The sequence below is a fragment of the Delftia sp. DLF01 genome (genome assembly GCF_014852125.1).
GTDB lineage: Bacteria > Pseudomonadota > Gammaproteobacteria > Burkholderiales > Burkholderiaceae_C > Comamonas > Comamonas acidovorans.
Genome location: NZ_JACVAZ010000002.1, coordinates 603,486 through 626,254 on the forward strand (window position 1 = coordinate 603,486; position 22,769 = coordinate 626,254).

A 22,769-nucleotide genomic window follows, 5' to 3' on the forward strand; every position below is an offset into this window, starting at 1 on the left:
GCGCCGCCGGCCGGTTATTCTTGAGGATCACGACGACAACCCCAGCAGGAGACTCCCTTGGCCTACGAAATGATTGAAGTTCGCGTCGAAGCCGACAAGGTCGGCATCATCACGCTCAACCGCCCCAAGCAGCTCAACGCGCTCAATGACCAGCTCATGGACGAGCTGGGCCAGGCCCTGCAGGCCTTCGATGCCGATGAGGCCATCGGCTGCATGATCATCACCGGCAGCGAGAAAGCCTTCGCGGCTGGCGCCGACATCGGCGCCATGGCCAAGTACAGCTTTGCCGATGCCTACAAGGGCGACTACATCACGCGCAACTGGGAAGCCATCCGCTCCATCCGCAAGCCCGTGATCGCCGCCGTCAGCGGCTTTGCCCTCGGCGGCGGCTGCGAGCTGGCCATGATGTGCGACTTCATCATCGCCGCCGACAACGCGAAGTTCGGCCAGCCGGAAATCAAGCTGGGCGTGATCCCCGGCGCCGGCGGCACGCAGCGCCTGCCGCGCGCCGTGGGCAAGTCCAAGGCCATGGACATGGCCCTCACGGCCCGCATGATGGACGCCACCGAAGCCGAGCGCGCCGGCCTGGTCAGCCGTGTCGTGCCCTTCGACAAGCTCATGGACGAGGCGCTGGGCGCCGCCATCATCATCAGCGGCTTCTCGCAGATCGCCGTCATGGCGGCCAAGGAATCGGTGAACCGCGCCTTCGAGGGCTCGCTGGCCGACGGCGTCATGTTCGAGCGCCGCCTGTTCCACGCGCTGTTCGCCACCCAGGACCAGAAGGAAGGCATGGACGCCTTCGTCAACAAGCGTCCCGCCAGCTTCAAGCATCTCTGAGCGGGCTGAAAGTCGCGCTACAATGCGCGTCTTCCGGCAAGGCGCAGCAAGCCTCTCGCAAAGAAATTTCGAGAAATTTGCACAACTTGCCGGACGGGCCGAAAATTCTGCATATAATTTAGGTCTTACGGCGCTTTAGCTCAGTCGGTTAGAGCGATGGAATCATAATCCACAGGTCCGCGGTTCGAATCCGTGAAGCGCCACCAAACAAAGAAAAGGGTCTACGTGCAAACGTAGACCCTTTTTCCGTTGGCGCTGCACTCCGCCAGAGCGCGCCGCTTGCGGCGCCGCCTCCGGCTGCTAGCTGCCGCGCTCCAACGCAATCCAGTGGTTGTCCAGCGCCATGCCAGGAACCGGCACCGTGCGCAGCACCTGGCCGCGCTGGCGCAATTGGGCCTGGCGTGCGCCGCCCATCCACAGCGCGGGCTCGGCAGGCAGGGGCCGACCCTTGGCATCCAGCGAGACACTTGCGTTGGCCACGCAGTACACGCCCAGCATGGCATCGCCGCGCAGCCAGCGGCCGCTGGCCTGGCTGCTGTCGGGCACCTGCCACCAGGTGACGGTGTTCACGCGCGGGCAGCTGACGGCAAAGAGCTGGCCGTCGCAACCGATATCGCCGCCATAGCCGGCCAGGGGCTCGCGCCCTTCGGGCAGGGGTACGGCATGCAAACGGTGGCCATCGAACAGGGCCAGCACGGGCGCAGCGGCGCGCGCTTCGGTGTCGCGGTGCTCGGCCTGCAGCGCAATGCCCAGCCAGCGGCGCGCGGGCGCGTGGGCGACCTGCGGGCCCCAGGCCAGGTGGCGCAGGCTCAGGCGGCTGTCGTCCAGCTTCCACAGGCCGGCACGGGCGCCGCCTTCGGCCGGCAGCAGCCGTGCGATGGACGAATCCATGTGGTCCAGCTGCAGCTTGCGCCGGCCGGTTTCGGACTGCGTGGGAATGCCGCCGTTGGCGACCATCAGCGTGCCGTCGGCGTCCAGCAGCAACTGGTGCGGGTCCATGCCGCCCGTGCGCCATTCGGCGATCTTCTCCAAGGTGATGGCATCGCGCACGCCGATCAGGCCCTGGGCATCTTCCAGGTCGGTCTCGGTGGTGTAGAGATGGCGGCCATCGGCGCTTTCGATGACATGGCCGTTGAAGAAGCGGTCGGGCTCGATCCACTGCCATTGCGCATCCTCGGCGGCCTGTCCCGGCTTCAGGCGCACCAGCCAGTCACCAGGGCGGCGGCTGGCGAAGACCACGGAGCCGTCGCGCAGCGCGGCCATGCCATGGGCGCGCGTGGGCACATCCAGGGCCTGCAGCACCTGCAGCGGCCTGTCCACCTGCGCACTGGCCTGCACGATGCCGACACGCATCTGCTCGCCCTGCATCCAGGCCGCAGCCAGCGACCGTGCCGGTCCAGACGGCCTGGCCGCATGGGAGGTTGCCAGCGGCATGGCAGCCAGCAGCCCCATGCCCTGCAGCCAGCGGCGGCGATTCAGCGCCTGCTCAATCCCCGTCGGCATCCGAGAACCCGATGTTGACTTCCAGCGCAGGCGCCACCTCGCCTTCCATGAGGCGCTTGAGGCGCGACAGTGGCTTGGTCGCGGCATCGACGGCCTTGGCGCTCGGCTCGGTCAGGGCGCGCATGCCGGCATCGGCCTCGTTGACGGCCTTGAGCCAGCGGTCAGCCAGCGGGTTGAGGCCACGGCCGCGCAGGTAGGACTCGATGGGCACGATGTCCACGCCGGGCTGGGGCACCTTGCGGTCCACGCTCACGGCCAGCGTGCGCAGGCCCTGCCAGTGCGCGCGCCAGATCTCAACGGTGCTGCCGCTGGCCAGGTGCTCCCAGGCGGGGGGCTTGCTGCCTGCACTGCGCAAAGGCTTTTCCATGTCCGCCCAGCGCAGGCGCTCCAGGCCGCCCACCCACTGGTTGATGAACTCGGCCATGGCTTCGGTGGTGGCATCGCCGTCCTCGGACCAATCCTGGGCCGCGAGCTTGGCAAAGCCGTTGCTGAGGATGCCCATCTCGGCGCCGATTTCCTCGGTCACCAGGGTGGCATAGGCGCAGGCCGGCGTCTGCGGCTCCACGGGCTGGGTCCACAGCAGGTTCTCGAGCGCCGGGTATCCCTTGGCGGGTGCGCCGATGCGCTCCATGGCAGCAAGATCGGCGGGGGCCGACTGTATGGCCTTCTTGAGCAGGGCCGGGCGCATGGGGCGGAAGTCCACCAGACGCGCCGAGCGGCGCTCCACCAGCGGCCCCAGGGCCACGGCCGAGAGGCTGCTCCACTGCCGCGACGATTGCACATAGGCCTGGCGCGCCGTCTGCAGCGTGGCGGCAGCCGATCCCGCAGGTGCCGCAGGTGCCGTGCAGTGCGCGCGCAGCGCCTGGCTCAGCGCCTGGGCAGATGCCTGCGCGGCCTTGGCCTGGGGCGAGAACCATTGGCCGTACAGCCCCTGCACGGCGTGGGCCGTGTTGTAGAAGGGAATGGCCATGTTGGCATCCACTTCCTGGGCATGGACCGGGGCGGCGGCCAGCAGCGCCAGGGCTGCGGCGCAAAGGATTTGGCGAGGGGTCATGCGCATGTCTTGCATCAGAGGGACTCCACAAATTTGACCAGGGCTTCACGGTCTTCGGCGCTGAACTGGCGCACCTGTTCGCGCGCGGCTTCGGCCTCGCCGCCGTGCCAGAGGATGGCTTCGAGCACGCCGCGCGCACGGCCATCGTGCAGCAGGCGCTGGTGGTTGTTGACATCGGGCAGCAGGCCTATGCCCCACAGCGGCGGCGTGCGCCACTGGCGGCCTGAGGCCTTGAAGTCGGGCCGGCCATCGGCCAGCGCATCGCCCATGTCGTGCAGCAGCAGGTCGGTGTAGGGCGCAATGGTCTGGCCCGACAACCCCTTGCTGCTGAGTGCCGGCGACAGCGCGGGGAACAGCTCCCCGCCGGTCTTGTACGAGGGCCGGTGGCACTGCGCACACTGGGCCTGGTGGAACAGTGCCTCGCCACGGCGCACGGCCGGGTCGCTGGCGTTGCGCCGTGCAGGCGGCGCCAGCGTGGCCTGGTAGAAGATCACGTCGTCCAGCACGCGGTCCTCGATCTCCACGCCCTCGGCGCCGTTGCCGTTGGGCGCGGCCAGGCAGTCCTTTTGTGCGGGCGTGCAGGCCTGGTGCGGGAAACGCTTCGATGTGATGCCGATATCGCCCAGGAAGGCCGAAGCCGTCTGGTGGGCAATGGAGGCCACGTTGGCCTTCCAGCCGAAGCGGCCCAGCATCATGCGTTCGCCGTAGGCATCCCAGACATAGTTGGGCTGACCCTTGATGGGGCCGCCCAGGGCCGCCTGGGCGGCAGCGTTGGCCAGGATCTCGGACTCCGGGATGTGCTCCAGCAGGCCCAGGCCGATGACCTGGGGCGCAATGCGCGGGCTGGTCATCAGGTTGGCAGCCAGGGGGCCGTAGTTGAGCGCAGCCAGCTCGTAGACCGGCTTTTCCAGCGTGTAGGCCGTGCCGTCGGCAAAGCGGCCATGCACCTGTTCATAACGGATGCGCAGCTGGCCCTCGCCCTTGACGCCCAGCACGCCCTCGGTATTGAACTGGTCGCCATAGACCGGGTCCGGCACCGGGCTGCCGTGCGGGCCTTCACCCGGAATGGACAGCCGCATGAGCAGGCCCGCGAAGGGCTGGGGCTTGAGCGGGTTGTGGAAGTCGGGCGGCTGGGCGCGGCCGTCCTGCACATGGCAGCCGCCGCAGGAGCGCGCCAGGAAGTGCGGGCCCAGGCCATCGCGCGCCGTGGTGGAGGCCGGCGCCTGCACCCAGTTGCGCTTGAAGAAGGAGTTGCCGATGACGAAGCGCGTGCGCTCTGCATCCTCCAGGTTGGCGGCGGGCAGCGAGAAGGCGTTGCGGCCCGTGGCGTGGACCGTGGTCTGGCCGCCCGGGGGCAGGGGCTCGCCGGGTGCCGCGAACAAAAGAGCTGGATCGGGAGCTGGATCGGAAGCAGGCTGCGGTGCTGGCGCGCGCGCTGGAGCGGCAGCCACCGTGTCCTGCTGTTGGGCCGAGCAGCCCATCAGGACCAGGGAGGCAGCGACCAGCAGCGAGGGGGAGAGATTCATGGGTGGGGACGTCCCTGGAAAAGCCAGGGCCGCCGAACCCTTTCGGGGGCGGCGGCCTTGGCACATGGGCGCAGGAATGGATGGACGCTGGCGTGGATGTTCTTTTAGTTGGCCTTGGGGTCCACCAGGTTGAGCTGGGTGATGCCGACGGCATTGGCCGCCTCCACCAGATCCTTGCTCTGCTGGACCAGGCTGTCGATGGTGGCCTGGATCTTGGCGCGCGAGGCCGAGTCGCGTGCGCCCTGGATGGCCTGGTCGAACGGCGCGGGAATGGCCTGGGCCGCCTGCACCGACTGCGTGATCTGGCGCGTGGTCCTGTCGGCCAGCGCGCTGTCCTTGGAGGCCACCCAGTCCTTGATGCCCGGGCCTTGCAGCTCGCTGCCATCCAGGCGCTTGTAGCTGCCCTGCCAGACGTTGAGGATGCCCTGGGCATTGGTCACGGCATCGCGATGCGTGTTGTCCGAGAAGCAGGAGTGCTCGTCTTCCTGGTCGCGGCTGGCCAGGGCCACCTCCAGGCGCTCGCCGGCCAGCTCGCCGCGCGACAGCGAACCCAGGCCCACGAAGATGCGGCGCAGCGCGTCATCGGGCTTTTTCTCGAACTGGGCGCGGAAGTTCTTGGGCGAGCCAGGCTTCCACTGGTCGGCCACGGACTGCAGGTCCTCGATCAGCAGCGCGGTCACCACCTTCAGGTACTCGCGGCGGCGGTCGGCATTGGACTTCTTGCCATCGACGAAGTCGGTGTACGGACGCGCGCCGGGCCCCTTGTCGTTCAGGTCCTGGCCCCAGAGCATGAACTCGATGGCGTGCCAGCCGGTGGAAACGTTCTCCTCGCCGTCATGCTCGTTGAGCTCGGCCAGGCGCTTCTTGGTGATGGCTTCCTTGCGGTTGTTGATGATGCCGGCGTTGGGGTTGCCTTCCACATAGTCCACATAGGACTCGTCCATGGGCCAGGCGTTGATCTGGCCTTCGGGGCCTTCATCGTTGTCGATGGGACCGGCGTAGAAGCGGAAGGCCTCGGTCTGGCCGTAGTACTCCCGGGCATCCAGCCAGGCCTTGCGCGCCTGGTTCAGGCCCTGCTCGCTGGGCGCCGCCAGAAAGGCCGCAATGGCTTTCTGCATGGTCTTGGCGGAGCTGATGGAGTCCGAGTAATTGGCGTGCACCAGGGTGCCGTAATGCTTGACCACCTCCGCAACGGAGAGGCTCTTCTTCACGGGCTGTTGAACGGTGCCGGCGGCTGCGGCCTGGCTCATCGGGGCGGCCGCGCCCAGGGCCAGGGCGGCTGCAATCAGGATGGGATGCATGGCAGAAAGGATCGGAGGTTGGAGAACTCGGAATGCCAAACTGTAATGAGAATTGTTTTTATTGGCAAAACCTGCGAGATATCGCCGCACTGCACCGCAAGGTCATAGACGGACCCGGGCAGTAATGGGGCGCGCCAGCGGCGCGATGGCCGCAGCGGGCGCCAGCCTAGCACGAGCACCCTTGGCGCCCCGGCCAAAGACCCAGCGCCCTGGCATAAGCCCCGCAGCTTGCCTTGGCTGGCGACTTGCCTTACCATTGCGCCCGCTCGCATGGGCCGCCCTCTCCTCGCAGGGCCTGCCCACAGCCTCCAAGCCCTGATCGCCCGGCCGATTTCAGGGCTTTCGCTTTTTGCAGAAGCGGTCTTTTGGCGCTGCACCTTGCGCTCTGTCTTTGCGCGCAGCCCCTGCCATGCTCCGGCATGCCGGCCGCCCAGCTTGTTTTCCCACCAGGATTTCCCGTGCCCATCGCCACTCCAGGATGCCGCACACGCGCAGCGTGCCCGCACGCCGGCCCAGCCGGCGGCGCAGGCGTTTTGCGTGGTGCCGCACCCCAGCGAGAGCGCGCGCCGTCCTGGCTTTCAAGGATTTTCACGTGACCACCACTTCCTCCGGGGCGCTCGCAGCCAATGCTGCCGGCGCCAGCACAGACACGCATGTCGGCACACATGCCACCCAGGTCAATGGCTACAGCTGGAAGGCCCTGGCCGGCTCCGCCGTGGGCTATGCCATGGACGGCTTCGACCTGCTGATCCTGGGCTTCATGCTGTCGGCCATTTCGGCCGACCTGCACCTCACGCCGGGCCAGGCCGGTTCGCTGGTGACCTGGACGCTGATCGGTGCCGTGTTCGGCGGCATCTTCTTCGGCCTGCTCAGCGACCGCTACGGGCGCATCCGCGTGCTGACCTGGACCATCATGCTGTTCGCAGTCTTCACGGGCCTGTGCGCCTTCGCCCAGGGCTATTGGGACCTGCTGGCCTACCGCACGATTGCGGGCATCGGCCTGGGCGGCGAGTTCGGCATCGGCATGGCACTGGCCGCCGAGGCCTGGCCCGCACGCCACCGCGCCCGCGTCTCGTCCTACGTGGCCCTGGGCTGGCAAATGGGCGTGCTGGGTGCGGCGCTGCTGACGCCGCTGCTGCTGCCCCTCATCGGCTGGCGCGGCATGTTCCTGGTGGGCGTGATACCGGCCGTGGTGGCCTGGGTGATCCGCAACAAGCTGCACGAGCCCGAAGTCTTCGTGAAGCGCCAGCAGTCCGCCACGCCCTCGGCCCGCGTGCCGGTGCTGCAAAGCCTTAAGCTGCTGGTGAAGGACCGCGCCACGACCAAGGTCAGCCTGGGCGTGATCGTGCTGACCTCGGTCCAGAACTTCGGCTACTACGGCATCATGATCTGGATGCCCAGCTTCCTGTCCAAGCAACTGGGCTTCAGCCTGACCAAGTCCTCGATATGGACTGCCGTGACCGTGGTGGGAATGATGGTCGGCATCTGGGTCTTCGGCCAGCTGGCCGACCGCATCGGACGCAAGCCCAGCTTCCTGATCTTCCAGCTGGGCTCGGTCATCATGGTCGTGCTCTATTCGCAGCTGTCAGACCCCACGGCCATGCTCTGGGCGGGGGCCCTCATGGGCCTGTTCGTCAACGGCATGATGGGCGGCTACGGCGCCGTGATGAGCGAGGCCTACCCCACCGAGGCGCGCGCCACCGCGCAGAACGTGCTGTTCAACATCGGCCGCGCCGTGGGCGGACTGGGCCCGGTGGTGATCGGTGCGCTGGCCATGAGCTATTCGTTCCAGGTGGCCATCGCCCTGCTGGCGGCCATCTATGTGCTGGACATGCTGGCCACGGCCTTCCTGATCCCCGAACTCAAGGGACGCGAGCTGTCCTGAGCGGATCAGATCCTCCGGCTCAGAAGAAGGCCCCACAATGCAAAGAGCTGCCGATGGCAGCTCTTTTTTTATCCGGCAACCGGCGTGCCCAGGCTCAGCCGCCTTCGCTGCACTCCAGGTTTTCGATGCGGTCTGCCGCCTCGCGGATGTCTTCCTGGAACATCTGGTCTCCCAGCATCACGGAGACCTGGCCCTCAAAGCCGCGCAGCTTGACCAGCGCTGCCTCGTAGCCGCCGCTGCCCATGCGCTTGAGGCCGCACAGCGCATAGAGCTTGGCCACGGGAGATCGGCGCGGATCGTCGATCACCGACAGCAGGACGGCATTGGCCTCGGGCCGCCTGAGCATGGCCTCCAGGTGCCGCTCCGCAGGCGAGATCTCGCCCGCGAACCCGACCAGCCCCAGGTTGAACTGCGAGGCGTCCAGCGGCGCCGGGTCCAGCGGACGGGACATGGCCGGGGTGGACAGGAGCAGGCAGATCAGGGCGGCGGACAGGGTGGTCTTCATGGCAGGGGCAAGGCCGTGGATGGCCTGGTGAGGCAGTCGAAAAGGATCTTCGATGCAAAGCGTGGCAGCAGGTTCCCACACCACCGCTTTCACCGCCTTCATCCGCCAAACAGCCACCCTGCGGCCAGCGTGCCGGCATAAAACAGCAGCAGGGTCACAGGCACCAGATGCCAGCCCCAGACCCGGAACCACCAGTGATTGAACCAGGTCACCAGCGCACCGATGACGGCGCAGATGGCCAGCGCATCCAGCCGCTGCTGAAAACTTTCAGCAACACCTTCGGACGCGAAGAAGATGAACGCCGCGATGAAGGAACACAGCAGGGCGGTGTAGACCGCCACTTTCTCTTGCCTGCGCAATTTCAGGATGCTCATGGAGGGCCAGGGAGGTTTCGATGATTCGGTCGCCAGAAAAGCCCGCGCCGCCAGAGCGCGCAGGTTTCACAGCGGCGCAATTCTTCGTATACCGCCCTGAATGCGCCATCAGACCCGTCCGAATCTGCAGCCACTGCTGCGCATGCGCAACGCGCTGCTGCTCCTTCAACACTCCATCCGCCCCACCCGCTCAATCAGCCACGGCCAGCACCACGGCGGACTCCGGCACCGTCAGCCAGACCTTGCGCCCTGCGCGCAAGGTCCAGGACTCGCCCTCTGCCGGTTCGGCCGCGTAACCCACGCCGCTACCGCCCCAGGGCAGTTGTGCCACCACTTCACGCGGCCCCGCCCTGTCGGCCCGGGCCACGCGCTGCACCTGGGCGGGCCAGGCATTGGCCTTGGCATGCACATCGGAGCGTGGCGCCGAAGGCAGCACCTGCACGGCTGCGGCCTTGCACAGCGCCATCACGGGCAGGCCCGGCGCCAGGCCCAGCAACTGGGCGCTTTCTTCGGTGATGCGTGCGGCAATGCCTGATGCATCCCCGCCGCCGTCGGGCAGCAGCCAGACGCGGACCTGGGCGCCCTGCGCCTGCAGGGCACCAACCCGGCAAGGCCACAGATTGCGCATGCTGGTGCGCAGGCCCAGCCCCAGCCCGGGAGGCGTCGAAGAAACGCCGGCGGGCCTGCCAAAGCGCTGCAGCACCTGCGCGCGCGCATGCTCCAGCGCATCGGCCATGGCCAGCAGGGACTGCCCGGCCTCGGTGATGCGCGCGCCGCCACCGCCGGCGCCGCCCACCGAGCGCTCCACCAGGGCACGGCCCGCCAGATTGGTCAGCACATCCAGCGCCTGCCAGGCCGCCTTGTAGCTGACACCCGCCTCGCGCGCAGCCTGGGAAATCGAATGCCCTGCCGCGATATGCCGCAGGATGGCGATGCGCCGGTCGGCCAGGTCATGGCCCAGCGCGGGCACCAGGTCTGAGGGAGAAGCGGGGGTTGCGGCTGTCATGCGCAGCATCATGCCCGCCAAGCGTTATTTCCCGCCAAGCAAAACGCCTGCACCCTGCATGCGCATTTTCAGGTCGTTACACTGCGCTATTCACCAACGGAATAGCGAGAGACCCATGAACGTGAACCAGCCCCTGCGTGCCACCGCCTTCACCGCCCTTGCCCTGTTCGGCTGGGCCGCCGCGCAGGCCGCCGAAGTGTCGGTGGCCGTCGCCGCCAACTTCACGGCGCCCATGCAGAAGATCGCCGCCGAGTTCGAGAAGGACACCGGCCACAAGGCCCTGCTGTCCTTCGGCGCCACGGGCAAGTTCTATGCGCAGATCGTCAACGGCGCGCCCTTCCAGATCCTGCTGGCCGCCGACGACACCACGCCCGAGAAGATCGCCAAGGAAGGCCGCGGCCTGCCCGATTCGCGCTTCACCTACGCCATCGGCCAGCTGGTGCTGTGGAGCCCCAAGGCCGGTTATGTGGACGACAAGGGCGAAGTCCTCAAGACCGGCGACTACAAGCACATCGCCGTGGCCAATCCCAAGCTGGCGCCCTACGGCACGGCAGCCATGGAAGTGCTGAACAAGCTGGGCATCACGGCCCAGGTGCAGCCGCGCATCGTCATGGGCGAGAACATTGCCCAGACCTACCAGTTCGCGGCCACGGGCAATGCCCAGCTGGGCTTTGTGGCCCTGTCGCAGGTGATGGAAAACGGCAAGCTGCGCGAAGGCTCGGCCTGGCAGGTGCCCGGCTCCATGCACGAGCCCATCCGCCAGGACGCCATCGTGCTCAACAACGGCAAGGACAACGAAGCCGCCACCGAGCTGATGAAGTACCTGCGCGCCGACAAGGCCCGTGCCATCATCCGCTCCTACGGCTATAGCTTCTGACACCTGTTGAGGCGCGCTTGCGCGCCTTCCCTCTCTCCTGGGGAGGGGTCGGCCGGCACGGGCCCGTGCTCAGCGTCGCTGAGCCGGGCCGCGCCGGTTTCGTGCGTTGAGTGAGATCCAACAGCGCTGCGAACCACTGAATTCTTCCCGCATGATTCTTACCGCCGACGACTACGCCGCCATACGGCTGACGCTGAAACTTGCCAGCGTGACCACGGTGCTGCTGCTGACGCTGTGCACGCCGCTGGCCTGGTGGCTGGCGCATACGCGCTCGCGCTGGCGCGGCCCGATTGGCGCCGTGGTGGCGCTGCCCCTGGTGCTGCCGCCCACGGTGATCGGTTTTTACCTGCTGGTGACCATGGGTCCCAACGGCCCCGTGGGGCAGCTGACGCAGGCACTGGGGCTGAGCACCCTGCCCTTCACTTTTCCGGGCCTGGTCATCGGTTCGCTGGTCTATTCCATGCCGTTCACGGTGCAGCCGCTGCAGCGTGCCTTCGAATCCCTGGGCACGCGGCCCATGGAGGCTGCGGCCAGCCTGGGCGCGGGGCCGCTGGACCGCTTCTTCACCGTGGCGCTGCCGCTGGCGCGGCCGGGCTTCATCACGGCGGCCGTGCTGACCTTTGCGCACACCGTGGGCGAGTTCGGCGTGGTGCTGATGCTGGGTGGCAATATTCCCGGCGTGACGCGCGTGGTCTCGGTACAGATCTACGACCATGTGGAGGCCATGGAGTACGCCCACGCCCACTGGCTGGCGGGTGGCATGGTGGTGTTCTCCTTCCTGGTTCTTCTGGCCCTGCACCTGTTGCAGCCGCGTGAGGAGCGCCGCGCATGATGACCGCCTTCTCTCCCTCCCTGATGTCCGGCGACGCGCACTCCCATCCCTCCTCGGAAATCATCGCAAACCTGGCACTGGAACGTGCCGACTTCCGCCTTGATGTGCAGCTGCAGCTGCCCGGGCGCGGCGTCACCGCCCTGTTCGGCCCCTCGGGCTGCGGCAAGACCACCTGCCTGCGCGCCCTGGCGGGACTGGAGCGCGCGCGCGGCCGCGTCGCCGTCAACGGCGAGGTCTGGCAGGACGATGCGGCCAGCCAATGGCTGCCCACGCACCGCCGTGCGCTGGGCTATGTGTTCCAGGAGGCCAGCCTGTTCCCGCACCTGACCGTGCGGCGCAACATCGACTACGGCATGCGGCGCACGCCGGCCGCGCGGCGCAAGGTGTCCCAGGACCAGGCCGTGTCCCTGCTGGGCATAGGCCACCTGATGGACCGCATGCCCTCCACCCTGTCGGGCGGCGAGCGCCAGCGCGTGGCCATTGCGCGGGCGCTGGCCACCAGCCCGCGGGTGCTGCTGATGGACGAGCCGCTGGCCGCGCTGGACGCCCAGCGCAAGGCCGAGGTCCTGCCCTACCTGGACCAGCTGCGCCGCGAACTCGACATTCCCGTCCTCTACGTCAGCCACTCCATCGACGAGGTCGCGCGCCTGGCCCAGCACCTGGTGCTGCTCAAGGCCGGTGGCCTGGTCGCCGCCGGCGCCACCAGCGAGCTGCTGGCACGGCTGGACCTGCCCCTGAGCATGGGCGACACGGCAGCGGCCATGGTCAGCGCACAGGTCCAGCAGCACGATCCCGATGCACACCTGAGCACGCTGTCCTTCGATGGCGGGCGTCTGCGCCTTGTCATGGCCTCCCCGCGCCCCGTCGGCGAAACCGTGCAGTTGCGCGTGCAGGCACGCGATGTGAGCCTGAGCCTGCAGCACCCGCAAGACAGCAGCATCCTCAACATCCTGCCTGCCACCGTGCAGGAGCTGCGCGAGGACGGCCCGGGCCAGGTCATGGTCTCGCTGCAGCTGGGCCCGTCCCGCCTGCTGGCACGCATCACCCTGCATTCCGCCCGGCAGCTGGGCATTGCGCCGGGCATGCATGTCTTCGCCCAGATCAAGGGCATGGCATTGCTGGACTGAGCACGCGCGGCGGCGCCGATATCATGCGGAAGCCGCCTGCGCGGCCCACGCCATGAACGCCACCACCGAACACGCCCCCGCACCCGTCCCCGCCCCAGACGCAGGCCCCGGCGCAGCAGATGCTGCATGCGCCGCCCCGCCTGCCATTGCCGCGCTGCGCACGCATGCGGTGGCGCGCCACCGGCTCGGTGAAGGCGGCGCCGTCAGCATCCAGGCCGAGCCGCAGGTGCTGGCCAGCGAAGTCCCCATCGCCCTGGTGTTCAATGGCATCTCTCACGCCGTGATGATGGGCACGCCCTCGGACCTGGAAGACTTTGCGCTGGGCTTTGCGCTCACCGAAGGCATTCTGGACAGCGCTGCCGACTGCTACGGCATCGAGGTGCACACCGTAGCTGCACAGGCCGCAGGCCTGCCGGCCGGCATGGACGGCATCGAGGTGCAGCTGGACGTGGCCTCGCGCTGCTTCGCCCGCCTCAAGGACCGGCGCCGCAGCATGAGCGGGCGCACGGGCTGCGGTGTCTGCGGCGTGGACAGCTTCGCTGCGCTGGACCTGTCCTTCGCCCCCCTGCCCGCGCACGACTGGATCGCCCGTGTCGATGCCGACACCGTCTGCGCAGCCATCGCGGCACTGCCGCCGCTGCAGTTGCTCAACGCCGAAGCCGGAGCCGTGCATGCCGCAGGCTGGGCAGGGCTGGACGGGCAACTGACGGATGTACTCGAAGACGTGGGCCGCCACAACGCGCTGGACAAGCTGGTCGGCCGCCTCTCCCGCACAGGCCGCCTGGGCGAGGCCGGTTTTGTCGTGCTCTCCAGCCGCGGCAGCCATGAGCTGGTGCGCAAATGCGCCAAGGTCGGCATCGCCGCCCTGGCCACCATCTCCGCGCCCACGGCCATGGGCGTGCAGATGGCCGAACTGATCGGCCTGCGCTTCTGGGGCCTGTGCCGCCCGCCCAAGGCGGTGCTGTATGCGCCGGGCCGCACCTGACCCAATGCCCGAGTGCCGCGCCTGCGCAGCGGCAAGTTCGTAGAATCGCGGGTTCAGCCCCTGGATGTACACCATGAACCGCTGCAAGCCCCATTTCTCTCCCGTCCGCCGCCTGTGTGCCGGCGCCCTGCTCGCCGGCCTGGCCTGCGCCAGCCTGGGCGTGGCCGCGCAGGGCCTGCCGTCCAACGAGACGCGCAATTTCCCGCCGCAGGCCCAGTTCGGCGAGCTGGTCGTGACCCAGTTCCCCGAGGTGGAGATCGACGGCAAGACCATTCGCACCAGTCCGGGCTTTCGCCTGTTCAGCCCTGAACGCACGCTGGTGCAGGCCATCAATTACCAGGGCAGCAAGCTCGTGGTGGGCTATGTGATCGAGCCGCAGACGCAGTGGCTGCACCAGGCCTGGATCCTGACCAAGGCCGAGGCCGACAAGCACTACAAGCCCAAGTCGATGCTGCAGCGCATCTTCAACTGAGCACCGCGCACACCACAGCAAGCGCACAGCACGTACACGGCTGACGCGGCCCGCGCCTCGCAGGCCGCAGCGGCCCGGCCATGGGGCACGCCGCCCCCTGGCCGAGCCACCTTCATTTTTTGCAGACCGCCGCTTGCAGTGCGGCGGCTGCCTGACGGAACCCCACCATGTCCAAGAAAGTCTTTATCAAAACCTTCGGCTGCCAGATGAACGAGTACGACTCGGACAAGATGGCCGATGTGCTGGGCGCAGCCCAGGGCTACGAATCCACCGACGACCCCGAGCAGGCCGACCTGATCCTGTTCAACACCTGCTCGGTGCGCGAGAAGGCGCAGGAGAAGGTGTTCAGCGACCTGGGCCGCTACAAGCACCTGAAGGAACGCGGCGTGCTCATCGGCGTGGGCGGCTGCGTGGCCAGCCAGGAGGGCGAGGAAATCATCAAGCGCGCACCCTATGTGGACGTGGTCTTCGGCCCGCAGACCCTGCACCGCCTGCCCGAGCTGCTCAATGCACGCGCCGCCAAGCACAAACCCCAGGTCGATATCAGCTTTCCCGAGATCGAGAAATTCGACCACCTGCCGCCCGCGCGCGTGGAAGGCTCCTCGGCCTTCGTCTCCATCATGGAAGGCTGCTCCAAGTACTGCAGCTACTGCGTCGTGCCCTATACGCGCGGCGAGGAAGTCAGCCGCCCGTTCGAGGACGTGCTCATCGAGGTCGCCGGCCTGGCCGACCAGGGGGTGAAGGAAGTCACGCTGCTGGGCCAGAACGTGAACGCCTACCTGGGCAAGATGGGTGACACGGCCGAGATCGCCGACTTTGCCCTGCTGCTGGAGTACGTGTCCGAGATCCCCGGCATCGAGCGCATCCGCTACACCACCAGCCACCCCAACGAGTTCACGCCGCGCCTGATCGAGGCCTACGCTCGGCTGCCCAAGCTGGTCAGCCACCTGCACCTGCCCGTGCAGCACGGCAGCGACAAGATACTCATGGCCATGAAGCGCGGCTACACGGCCATGGAATACAAGAGCACCATCCGCAAGCTGCGCGCCATCCGGCCCGAGATGGCCATGAGCAGCGACTTCATCGTGGGCTTCCCCGGCGAGACCGAGGAAGACTTCCAGAAGATGATGAAGCTCATCCACGACGTGCGCTTCGACAACAGCTTCAGCTTCATCTTCAGCCCCCGCCCCGGCACGCCGGCCGCCAACCTGCACGACGACACGCCGCACGAGGTCAAGCTGCGCCGCCTGCAGGAGCTGCAGGCCGTGATCAACAACAACATCAAGGACATCAGCGACGAGCGCGTGGGCACGGTGCAGCGCCTGCTGGTGGAAGGCCTGTCCAAGCGCGATGGCAGCGAACTCATGGGCCGCACCGAGTGCAACCGCGTGGTCAATTTCCCGGGCAACGAACGCCTGATCGGCCAGATGATCGATGTGAAGATCACCGAGGCCCGCACCTTCACGCTGCGCGGTGAAGTCGTGGTGCGCCACTGAGCCCAACCCGGCCCCGGCGGCCCAGCGTCCTCCTGCGTAACCCAAGCCCGGCAATGCCGGGCTTTTTTGCATGTAACAGGACGTGAAAACAGCCCGGCCACTCTGGCAGGGTGCCGGCTGGCCCGCTAGCATCGCGGGGTCGCCGCCCTGAGGTCCGTCGGCCTGCATGGCTTTTCCAGCTTCGCTTGCTTGCTATCGATTCCATGAACACCTCCCAGCCCGCCACCGCCCAGGCCGTCCTTGAGGGCGAAGCCCTGCATGCCTTCATGGACCAGGCGCACGACCTGCTGCAGCAGGAGGATGATGCCAGCCCCATCGCCCCGGCCGAACGCCAGGCGGCCGTCATGGAGCTGCTCTCCCAGCAGCGTTTCGCCCCGGCCACGGTGGGCGAGCTGGAGCGCCTGCACGATCTCTGGCTGGACCTGGAACGGCCCGAGACCGCCAACGCACTGCTGCGCGAACACCGCGCTGCCACGCTGCAGCCCTTGCAGGGCGACAACCACCTGCTGGCCACGGCCAGCCTGGCGCTCAGCGACATCCAGAGCCGGCTGCGCTTTGACCGTGAAGGCGGCGTGGCCCTGCTCGCGCCCGCTGCCGATCTCATGGGCCGGCTGCCGCATACCGGCGAGCCCTACCGCTACTGGAACGGCTGGCACTACCTGGCCCGCGAAGCCCAGGCCTGGGAGCTGGCCGAGCAAGGCGTGGACCTGCAGCGCAGCCACGAACGCAGCGACCCGGATGGCGAGGCCTCCCCCGCGCGCCGCGACGCGCGTGCCTGCCTGCGCAAGGCCGAGCTGGCCCGTCTGCGCGGCGATGTGCCCGCCACCGTGCGCCAGGTGCAGGCTGCCACGGCGCTGCTGACCCAGGCCGATGCAGAGCAGAACGTGGACTTCGACGACTGGCTGCACCTTGCACGCGAGGTCCTGCCGCTGGCCCCGCAAAGCGTTCCGGCCGTGCTCATGGCGGCAGAGCAGCACCTGGCCCGCACCGAAAGCCCCGCCGCATCGCAGGCGGTACGCACGCACCGCAAGGTCCATGCGGCCCGGCTGCAGGCCATGGCCTGCCATGCCATGGGCCAGCCCGAGGCCGCGCTGCAGCTGGCCGCGCTGGGCCGCTTCGGCCTGGTGGATGACTCCGACGATGCCTTCAGCGGCCTGGTGCTGCAGTGGCTGGAAGAGGCGGGCCGCCTGGCCGATGCGGCGGACCTGGCGCTGGAAAGCGTGCTGCACAGCCGCCCCGGATCGGCCCGTCAGGGCTATGAACTGGCCTTGCGCAGAGTGGACAGCGACACCGCCCATGCACCGGCCTGGGCGCTGATCCTGGCCTGGGCGGGACTGGATTCCGACATGCAGGAGATCCTGGAAGACAGCCCGGCTGCTCCGCGCAGCGCCGACGACTACCTGGCCCTGGCGCGCACCCAGGCGCCCGGCCACCCTCTGCTGGACCTGATCGACGGCTGGCGCCTGGCCAAGGACCGCCAATGGGAGCAGGCCCTGCCTCTGCTGGAGCGCGGCGTGACCGACCAGCCCCGGCACGCCAACTCCGAGCTGCTGCCCATGCTCTGGGCCGCGCGCTTCGCCGTGCTGCCCGCCGCGCAGGCGCTGCAGCGCCCCTTTGCGCAGGGCCATGGCGCCCACTGGTGCTATGCGGCGGGCGTGACCCTGGACGACGAGGACGACCTGGCCTCCCTCATGGGCGAAGGCCGGCAGGTGCCGGGCGACGAGGTGCGCGAGCCGCTGGTGCAGCGTTACTACGAAGAGGGCCTGGCCCGCTTCGAAGCCTTCTGGGCCACCGGCCAGGGCCGGTACAAGGACGCACACCTGCACGTCTACTCCATGCTCTGCAACAACCTGGCCATCAAGTACCGCTCGCAGCAGCGCTATGACGAGGCGGCGGCCCTGCACCACAAGGGCCTGTCCAGCAGCCCCTTTGCCGAACACCACGACGGCCTGCTGTGGTGCGCCATCCGCCGTGACGACCGCCCCGGCATCGTCACGGCGGCCGAGCAGCTGTGGCACTTCACCCAGGACTACGGCTACAGCCGCCACTGCCCCACGGACTACTTCCCCAGCGCGGCGCTGGCGCTCTACCAGCTGGGCCGCGCAGGCGAAATCGGCATCTGGCTGGAGCGCCTGGACCAGTGGTTCGAGGAACTGGACGAGGACGACCAGCGCGAACAGCGGCGCGACTACCTGGCCTCGCTGATGTCCCTGCTCGACTTCTTCTCCGAAAACCATGGCGAACTGGTGCGCCCGCGCCTGGACGCCCTGCTGCCCGAAGTGCGCGCCCTGGGCGAGTGCTACACGCTGCGCCGCCTGGCCTGCGCCATGGAAAGCTGCGGCCCCATCGACCAGGCCGTGGCCCTGCACCGCGAGGCCATCGCCAAGCTCACGCCCGACGACGGCGAGGCCGAGCACAGGATGGCAAAGGACGGCCTCAAGCGCTGCCTCAAGCTGCGCTCGGACAGCAAGCCCTGGTGGAAGCTGTGGTGAACCCGGGCGCCGGTGCCAACGCCGCCAGTGCCTATCGGCCGCGCGACGTGGTCAATGCGCCAGCCATCAAGCAGCGCATCCGCGAGCGCAGCGCTGCACGCGGCGACAGCGAGGAGATCGCCGCCTGGCTGGCCAATCACTTCTACCGCCATGTGATCGGCAACCTCGACGCCGATCCGCCTGCCGTGCAGCCCGTGTCCACGCAGGCCGAGCTGATGCGCCTGCACCGGCGCGCCGAGCCTGCCGCCTGGGCGCTGGAGCGCCTGCGCGAACATGCGTCCCGCCAGCCGCTGTCACCGGACAGGCCTGCGGCCGACGGCAGCGCGCCGCTGTGGTGGGTGGAGCCCGACAGCGCACCCCTGCTGGCGCTGGAGAGCCGGCTGCTGGAGTTCCTGTCCACCCGGCGCGGCACCGCGCTGGAGGGCAAGCTGCAGCGCATCAACTGCCCGCAGGCGCTGGCGCGCTGGACGCTGGAGCACCTGGCCTTCGCCCGGAGAAGCGACAGCGGCTGGGCCGAGCACCGGCCCGGCGCCGTGCGCCCGCTGCTGCGTGGCCAGCTGGGTGTCTTCGTCGAATTCGATGCCCAAAGCCCGGACCTGCGCGCCGAAATGGCCTATGAAAGCCAGATGATGCGCCACTGCCTGGGCCAGTTCAGCGAGCGCGGCGCACTGCGCGGCGGCTATGGCGAGCACTACGCCGAAGCCTGCGAGCAGGGCCGGCTGCGGCTGTTCAGCTACCGCACGGGCACGGCCCAGCCGCGCATCACCGTCAGCGCCCAGGTGCGGGAAGACGGGCGGCTGCGCATCGACCAGATCAAGGGCAAGCAGAACCGCCCGCCGATTGCGCGCTACCTGGCCGATGTGCTGGCCCTGCTCAATCACCTCGATACCGATGGCGAGGCGCCGGCGGACGCCCTGGCCATGGGCATCGTGCGCCGACCGGCACAGCTGCTGGCCACGGGCAGCGCGGCTGCCTGGTGCGCGGCCAGCGAGCTGCACACCGAGGCCGAGCAGCTGTGGCTGCTGCAGTCCCACCCGGCGCTGCTGGAGCAGCTGGACATCCGGTCGCCCCTGATGCAATGGCTGGTCGCGGCACGCCGCGACACCGTGCCCGTGCCCGCCTTCGAGCGCATGCCGCGCAGCGCGGCCCTGCAGCAGTCGCTGGAGCTGGCGCGCCGCCGAGCGGGATCGCCGGCAACACCGGGAACACCGGGAACGCCGGGCAGAACAGGAAATCCGCGATGAACGCCTTCACCCTTGTTGTGCTGTCTGCACTGCTCTGGTGGGCAGTGCGCGCCGGCCTGCGGCGCATGCGTGCGTCGCGCCAACGCGGCGACTTCAGCAGCTACCGCAGCGGTGACGCGGCACTGGACTGGGCCCTGGCCCTGGCCCATCCCATGGCCTTTCACGCCATCCAGGGCGGCTTTGCGGACCGGCAGCTCAACGGCGCCGACTCCGCCCTGACCACCCAGCTGCGCCCCATGGTGCTGCACCACCTGGGCCTGCGCACCGACCTGGACGATGCCCAGATCGCACGCCAGTTGCCCGACGGCCTGCGCCAGCGCTGGTTCACGCTGGACCTGCAGCGCCTGCAGGCCGGTGACGATCCCCATGCCGCCATGGCCTTTGCCTGCGCGCGCGTGGCCTTCCATGTGCGCTGTGCCTGGCTGCTGGGCTGGGTGGACGAGGCCCTGCACCAGCAGATCCTGCACCTGAACGCATGCCGCGCGCGGGACTGCTTTGACAGCTGGCAGGCCTTCGGCCAGGCCTACGCACGCGGCCGCAGCCAGTGGCTGGCCCGTGGCCGCGCCGACGTGCTGGGGCGCAGCGTGACGCCCGAGCAAGTGCAGCAGTGGGTGGCCGATCCGCGCCACCCCTGGCATGCCATGCCCTGGCAGCAGCAGGCCGTCCGGTGACTGACGCCAGGTGGGTGCGCTGCCTGCCCTGCCCGGTGCTCAGCCTTCGCCATGCACCTTGGCGAAGGTGAGGATCACCTCCCGCACCACCTGGCGCTGAGGCGCGGGCAGCTTCAGAAAGGCATCGAAGGTTTCGCGTTCGAGATAGCCCACGCCCGGCTCCTGGCATTCGAGCGGCGACGGCAGGGACGGCGGGGACCGGTGGGCCGACTCGCCATAGCGCAACACATCGGGCTCGACTTCGAGCAAACCCGCCAGCAGCACCAGCTTGTCCTGCTCGGGAACGGACTCACCATTGAGCCAGCGCGAGACCGCCTGGAACGAGATCGGCGGCCCCCAGTAACTGGAATTGAACAGCTTCAGAAGCACGCTGGGCCGGGGCTCCAGTCCCGCAGCCTCGATGGCCTGGCGCAGGCGCAGTGCGAATTCGAGCTTGTTACGCATTCCGACACCCTGGATTTCCCTGGAATCTTGATTGACTCATCGATTGAAGACCCGGCTCAAACCCGTCGCCCGGCCAGCGTTCAGGCGAAGATGCTGCGCGCCTCGGTGAAGCGCTTGGCGAAATAGATGTTGTCCATGCGCACGCGCTGCACCGTGCCGCCGCTGGACGGTGCATGCACGAACTGGCCGTTGCCCACAAAGATGCCCATGTGCGAATAGCGCGCGCCCAGGGTATTGAAGAACACGAAGTCGCCGCGCTGCAGGCTGCGGCTGCCCACGGGATTGCTGAACTGCGCCCACTGCGCCGTGGTGCGCGGCAGGCGGTTTTCGGTGATGCCGCCCACGGCCCACTGAATCAGGCCGCTGCAGTCGAAACCGCCTTCGGGCGAATTGCCGCCATAGGTATAGGGCGTGTTGACCACAAGCATGGTGCGCGCCAGCAGCGCCTCGCGCAATTCGCCGTCCAGATTGAGCGCCTGCGGCGAAGGCACCGGCGCCGGGCCCGCGCCCTTGCGCGGAGCGGAAGAGCAGCCAGCCAGCAGCACGGCGGCCGCCAGCAGACCCCAGTCACGGCGCGAGAGCCGCGCGCCGGTCACCGGAGACACCGCAAGGGAAGTCGAAACACCAGCCTTCATGGCGCTGCATGTTCTCACAAAGCCCTCGCGGCCAAAAGAAAAGCCGCAGGCTGCGCTGCGGCTTGGCGGGAAAGAGCGCGCGGCCCGGCGGCTCAGGCGGTGCCCATCAGAACGGGAGCTTGGGCATGCCGCCGCCACCGCCCATCATTCCCTTCATGGCCTTCATGCCGCCCATGCGCTTCATCATCTTCATGAGGCCGCCGCCCTTCATCTTCTTCATCATCTCCTGCATCTGCTCGAACTCCTTGAGCAGGCGGTTGACTTCCTGAACCTGCACGCCCGCGCCGTCGGCAATGCGCTTCTTGCGCGTGGCCTTGATGATCTCGGGCTTCTTGCGCTCCTTGGCGGTCATGGAGCAGATGATGCCTTCCTTGCGGCGGATCTCGCGCTCGGCCTTGTCCATGTCCACCTGGCCGGCCTTGGCCGTGAGCTGGGCCGGCAGCTTGTCCATGAGGTTGGACAGGCCGCCCATCTGCTTCATCTGCTGGATCTGGGCCAGGAAGTCGTTGAGGTCGAAGCCGTCACCGCTCTTGACCTTCTCGGCCAGCTTCTGCGCGGCCTCCATGTCCACGCCCTTGGTGACCTGCTCGACCAGGGCCACGATGTCGCCCATGCCCAGCACGCGCTGCGCGTGGCGGTCGGCGTCGAACACCTCCAGGCCGTCGATCTTTTCGGACACGCCGGCGAACTTGATGGGGGCGCCCGTGATCTGCCGCACCGACAGCGCCGCGCCACCGCGCGAGTCGCCGTCGAGCTTGGTCAGCACGATGCCGGTCAGGGGCAGCGCTTCCTTGAAGGCCTTGGCCGTGTTGATCGCATCCTGGCCCTGCATGGCATCGACGACGAACAGGGTCTCGACCGGCTTGAGCGTGGCGTGCAGATCCTTGATCTCGGCCATCAGCAGCTCGTCGATGGCCAGGCGGCCGGCCGTATCGACCAGCAGCACGTCAAAGAAGTGGCGCTTGGCGTAATCCAGCGCGGCCACGGCGATGTCGTGGGGTTTCTGGTCGGGCGTGGAGGGGAACCACTCGGCACCGGCCTGGGCGGTCACGGTCTTGAGCTGCTCGATGGCGGCGGGGCGGTACACGTCGCCCGACACGGTGAGCACCTTCTTCTTGCGCCGCTCGATCAGGTGCTTGGCCAGCTTGGCCGTGGTCGTGGTCTTGCCGGCGCCCTGCAGGCCGGCCATCAGGATGACGGCCGGCGGCTGGGCGTTGAGGTTGATGTCGGCCACGCCCTCGCCCATGGTGGCGGCGAGTTCCTTGTTGACGATGGACACCAGCAGCTGGCCCGGCTGCAGCGAGCCCAGCACCTCCTGGCCCAGCGCCTTTTCCTTGACGCGCGCAACGAAGTCGCGCACCACGGGCAGAGCCACGTCGGCCTCGAGCAGGGCCATGCGCACTTCGCGCAGCATGTCCTGCACGTTGGATTCGGTGATGCGGGCCTGGCCGCGCATCTCCTTGACGAGTCGCGAAAGTTTGTCGGTCAGAGCGGAGGCCATAA

Annotated in this window: 21 protein-coding genes and 1 tRNA gene; 12 read left to right on the top strand and 10 right to left on the bottom strand. The window is 68.2% G+C overall.

Translation table 11 applies throughout. The features are described from left to right. The first annotated feature begins 57 nt into the window (after positions 1–57). Positions 58–837, top strand: a complete 780-nt coding sequence (locus tag IB269_RS11200) for an enoyl-CoA hydratase (RefSeq protein ID WP_012203459.1) — start codon at positions 58–60, stop codon at positions 835–837. Positions 838–966: 129 nt separating this feature from the next. Next, positions 967–1,043, top strand: a tRNA-Met gene (locus IB269_RS11205). Between the two features lie 94 nt (positions 1,044–1,137). Here IB269_RS11205 and IB269_RS11210 read toward each other — a convergent pair. From IB269_RS11210 to IB269_RS11225, 4 genes are all read right to left on the bottom strand, one after another. Further along, positions 1,138–2,340, bottom strand: coding sequence for a DUF1513 domain-containing protein (locus IB269_RS11210; RefSeq protein ID WP_192367181.1), 1,203 nt, complete (start codon positions 2,338–2,340; stop codon positions 1,138–1,140). Then, a complete protein-coding gene (locus IB269_RS11215) occupies positions 2,324–3,409 on the bottom strand; it encodes an imelysin family protein (protein ID WP_192367182.1) in 1,086 nt (361 codons plus the stop codon). The genes IB269_RS11210 and IB269_RS11215 overlap by 17 nt, the downstream gene beginning before the upstream one ends. Further along, on the bottom strand, positions 3,409–4,920 hold the full coding sequence (locus tag IB269_RS11220; RefSeq protein ID WP_192367183.1) for a di-heme oxidoredictase family protein: 1,512 nt from the start codon (positions 4,918–4,920) through the stop codon (positions 3,409–3,411). Before IB269_RS11220 ends, IB269_RS11215 begins: the two co-directional genes overlap by 1 nt. 104 nt (positions 4,921–5,024) lie before the next feature. Next, positions 5,025–6,221, bottom strand: coding sequence for an imelysin family protein (locus IB269_RS11225; RefSeq protein ID WP_013804069.1), 1,197 nt, complete (start codon positions 6,219–6,221; stop codon positions 5,025–5,027). 727 nt (positions 6,222–6,948) lie between these two features. Here IB269_RS11225 and IB269_RS11230 point away from each other — a divergent pair. Further along, positions 6,949–8,106 (top strand): MFS transporter, encoded by a 1,158-nt coding sequence (locus tag IB269_RS11230; protein ID WP_224986381.1) that lies wholly within the window; start codon positions 6,949–6,951, stop codon positions 8,104–8,106. A gap of 94 nt (positions 8,107–8,200) precedes the next feature. Here IB269_RS11230 and IB269_RS11235 read toward each other — a convergent pair whose 3' ends face one another. The 3 genes from IB269_RS11235 to IB269_RS11245 form a co-directional block, all read right to left on the bottom strand. Beyond that, positions 8,201–8,611, bottom strand: coding sequence for a hypothetical protein (locus tag IB269_RS11235; RefSeq protein WP_043824879.1), 411 nt, complete (start codon positions 8,609–8,611; stop codon positions 8,201–8,203). Positions 8,612–8,709: 98 nt separating this feature from the next. Continuing rightward, a complete protein-coding gene (locus IB269_RS11240) occupies positions 8,710–8,985 on the bottom strand; it encodes a hypothetical protein (RefSeq protein ID WP_192367184.1) in 276 nt (91 codons plus the stop codon). 190 nt (positions 8,986–9,175) lie between these two features. Then, positions 9,176–10,003 carry a TOBE domain-containing protein gene (locus IB269_RS11245; protein ID WP_192367185.1) on the bottom strand — a complete coding sequence of 276 codons (828 nt, stop codon included), beginning with the start codon at positions 10,001–10,003 and terminating at the stop codon, positions 9,176–9,178. Between the two features lie 103 nt (positions 10,004–10,106). Between IB269_RS11245 and modA the strand changes: the two genes are divergently transcribed. The 9 genes from modA (at position 10,107) to IB269_RS11290 (ending at position 20,187) form a co-directional block, all read left to right on the top strand. Continuing rightward, a complete protein-coding gene (gene modA / locus IB269_RS11250; protein WP_192367186.1) occupies positions 10,107–10,868 on the top strand; it encodes a molybdate ABC transporter substrate-binding protein in 762 nt (253 codons plus the stop codon). Between the two features lie 151 nt (positions 10,869–11,019). After that, entirely contained in the window at positions 11,020–11,700 is a 681-nt protein-coding gene (modB, locus tag IB269_RS11255) for a molybdate ABC transporter permease subunit (RefSeq protein WP_013804076.1), read from the top strand. Next, a complete protein-coding gene (gene modC / locus IB269_RS11260; protein WP_192367187.1) occupies positions 11,697–12,827 on the top strand; it encodes a molybdenum ABC transporter ATP-binding protein in 1,131 nt (376 codons plus the stop codon). Before modB ends, modC begins: the two co-directional genes overlap by 4 nt. A gap of 52 nt (positions 12,828–12,879) precedes the next feature. Continuing rightward, complete coding sequence (fdhD, locus tag IB269_RS11265; RefSeq protein WP_192367188.1) at positions 12,880–13,812, top strand: formate dehydrogenase accessory sulfurtransferase FdhD; 933 nt, start codon at positions 12,880–12,882, stop codon at positions 13,810–13,812. A 73-nt stretch (positions 13,813–13,885) separates the two neighbouring features. Beyond that, positions 13,886–14,284 carry a hypothetical protein gene (locus tag IB269_RS11270; protein ID WP_043783237.1) on the top strand — a complete coding sequence of 133 codons (399 nt, stop codon included), beginning with the start codon at positions 13,886–13,888 and terminating at the stop codon, positions 14,282–14,284. A 167-nt stretch (positions 14,285–14,451) separates the two neighbouring features. After that, positions 14,452–15,780, top strand: a complete 1,329-nt coding sequence (gene miaB / locus IB269_RS11275; RefSeq protein WP_012203445.1) for a tRNA (N6-isopentenyl adenosine(37)-C2)-methylthiotransferase MiaB — start codon at positions 14,452–14,454, stop codon at positions 15,778–15,780. 203 nt (positions 15,781–15,983) lie between these two features. Beyond that, positions 15,984–18,272 carry a tetratricopeptide repeat protein gene (locus IB269_RS11280; RefSeq protein ID WP_192367189.1) on the top strand — a complete coding sequence of 763 codons (2,289 nt, stop codon included), beginning with the start codon at positions 15,984–15,986 and terminating at the stop codon, positions 18,270–18,272. After that, positions 18,269–19,516, top strand: a complete 1,248-nt coding sequence (locus IB269_RS11285) for a hypothetical protein (RefSeq protein WP_192367530.1) — start codon at positions 18,269–18,271, stop codon at positions 19,514–19,516. The genes IB269_RS11280 and IB269_RS11285 overlap by 4 nt, the downstream gene beginning before the upstream one ends. Then, positions 19,513–20,187, top strand: coding sequence for a DUF1266 domain-containing protein (locus tag IB269_RS11290; RefSeq protein WP_034390537.1), 675 nt, complete (start codon positions 19,513–19,515; stop codon positions 20,185–20,187). The genes IB269_RS11285 and IB269_RS11290 overlap by 4 nt, the downstream gene beginning before the upstream one ends. Positions 20,188–20,226: 39 nt before the next feature. Here IB269_RS11290 and IB269_RS11295 read toward each other — a convergent pair whose 3' ends face one another. From IB269_RS11295 to ffh, 3 genes are all read right to left on the bottom strand, one after another. Then, positions 20,227–20,631 (bottom strand): helix-turn-helix domain-containing protein, encoded by a 405-nt coding sequence (locus IB269_RS11295; protein WP_192367190.1) that lies wholly within the window; start codon positions 20,629–20,631, stop codon positions 20,227–20,229. An 80-nt stretch (positions 20,632–20,711) separates the two neighbouring features. Continuing rightward, positions 20,712–21,266 (bottom strand): C40 family peptidase, encoded by a 555-nt coding sequence (locus IB269_RS11300; protein ID WP_013804083.1) that lies wholly within the window; start codon positions 21,264–21,266, stop codon positions 20,712–20,714. Positions 21,267–21,372: 106 nt separating this feature from the next. After that, entirely contained in the window at positions 21,373–22,767 is a 1,395-nt protein-coding gene (gene ffh, locus IB269_RS11305; RefSeq protein ID WP_012203439.1) for a signal recognition particle protein, read from the bottom strand. Positions 22,768–22,769: the final 2 nt, after the last annotated feature.